Origin of the sequence: Cryobacterium sp. MDB2-A-1 (assembly GCF_004402675.1) — a bacterium.
In the GTDB taxonomy this organism is placed as follows: domain Bacteria; phylum Actinomycetota; class Actinomycetes; order Actinomycetales; family Microbacteriaceae; genus Cryobacterium; species Cryobacterium glucosi.
In genome coordinates this window covers 1-1,866 of the sequence record NZ_SOFK01000042.1, presented here as the reverse complement: position 1 = coordinate 1,866, position 1,866 = coordinate 1, and the positions used below count along the sequence as shown (strand labels likewise).

Sequence of the window (1,866 nt, the reverse complement as noted above, 5' to 3'; positions counted from 1 at the left end):
GCGGCACCGGATCCCGCGAGCACCGCGGCTCCGTCCGGCCCGGCCACCGCGTCCGCGGGCCCGGCCGCCGCCGGAACTCCGGCAGCTGGCCCCCCGGCCGCAGACCCGCGCGGCGCCGAAGCACGCGAGGCGCAGCAGCAGTACCCCCAGCAGCGACCGGCGGAGAACCCGCAGGCCCAGTTCGGTCCGCGTGCCGGCTGGACCACCCGCGGACCGGACGACCAGTACATCCGCCGCGGACCCGTTCCGCCGCCGCCCTCGCCGGTCCGGCGGACGCCGATGGATCCGCGCGACAGCAGGCTCCCGCGCCAGGCCCCGGGGACCCCGTCGAACCCGCTCGATCCGGAGAGCTTCCAGTACCCGCCGGTCCGGCAGCATCCGCCGGCGCAGGAACCACAGAACCCGGCGACCCGCCCGAACCCGCAGTACGGCGCGCCGTTGCCGATGCCGATCGAGCGGCGCCGGGCATTCGTCGATCGCCGCGACCCGGGCAAGGCCGGCCTGCCGTACCCGAACGACCGCCGTCGCCCGCCCGCCGACCGGCGCGACCCCCGGACCGCCGACACCTTCCCGGACGATCGTTACAGCCAGCACCCCGACACGTTCTATCGTGCCAGCCCGCAGCAGGATCCCGCGGGCCAGGACACGGGCCTCCCGTCTGCCCGGCCGCGGCACAGCACCGGCCCGGCGCCGGACGGTGACGCTCCGGTAGCGGACCGGCGGGCACCGCAGCAGCGACCTCCGGCCCAGCAGCACCAGCAGCCCCGGCCTCCGGCGCACGAGGAGCGCCGCCGGCGACCGGCATCCTTCGTTCCGCCGGGCTTCGTGCCCATGGCCGACACTCCGACGGGGTCGATGCCAGCTGCACCCGCGGCCGGCGCCACCGGAATCCCGGGCGTCGACCCCCAGGCCGGTCCGATGTCGTTCGCCGATTTCGTGCTCGCCCGCGACGCGCAGTCCTGGATCCCCTACGTGGAGAACGCGCTCCCGCCGACCCACCCGCGCCGCGCCGGCTGACCCGGCCGGGCGGTCAGGGGTGACTGCCTAGGCTTCCATGTCGTCGTGGGTGACGATGCGGATCAGCTCGACGCTGCCGTCCGGCTTCTGCCAGAAGTGCATCCGGCGCGCGGCCGGGGTGTTCTGCTCGATCGACACCCGCATGCAGCGGGCGCCGTCCCAGCGCAACAGGTGCGGGTCTGCGGGACCTGCGCCCTGGCGCAGCGCGTGCAGGTGGCGGCCCTGCAGGGTCTTGACCCGTCCGGTCAGCACATCGACGGATGCCTTGAACGCTTTCGCGAGCTGCCCGTCGTCGAGCCCGCTCAGGGAATCCGCGAACCGGTCTGACAGGCCGTAGCTGTACGGCAGCGGCCATTCCTCGCGGTCGGATTCCGGGACCCGGTCAACCCAGGCGAGGGCGATCTCGTGGCGGACCCAGCTGGTCGCATCTTCCCAGAGGGCGCGGCGGGACTCGTATTCGCTGCTGGGGGTGGGGGCGACGACGGTCCGGCGGGACTCGCGCAGCATCCGCTTCTGGGTGCGCTGCTCGTCGCGGAGTTCGGCGACGGTGTGTCGCAGGGTGCCGAGTTCGACGAGCGCGTCGCGGAGCTGCAGCTGCGCGGAGCGGGCCTGCTCGCGCAGGCGGGCGAGGTCGGACTCCGTGCTTCCCGCCTCGACGAGCTGCGCCTCGAGCCGGGTGATCTTCGCCTTCGCCTCGGCCAGGGAGAGCTGGGTGGACTGCAGGGCGGACACCGACGTCGGCGCGCACGGCGCCGGGGTCGGGCCGACGCGGAACGGGATCGCGCCGGGCGACCCCGCGGTCGCGGGTGTCGGCCGGCGCACGGCGTGCACGCGGCCGGGCCCGGGGAA

The 1,866-nt window shown here is 75.2% G+C and carries 2 protein-coding genes; one reads left to right on the top strand and one right to left on the bottom strand.

What is annotated here, in order from left to right; all coding sequences use genetic code 11:
* The coding region (locus tag E3O39_RS19095; protein ID WP_198413460.1) for a hypothetical protein at positions 1-1,017 on the top strand (1,017 nt) is incomplete at its 5' end.
* Between the two features lie 27 nt (positions 1,018-1,044).
* On the opposite strand, the gene E3O39_RS19090 is transcribed toward E3O39_RS19095, so the two are convergent.
* A partial coding sequence (locus E3O39_RS19090; RefSeq protein ID WP_198413459.1) for a hypothetical protein occupies positions 1,045-1,866 on the bottom strand: 822 nt, incomplete at its 5' end.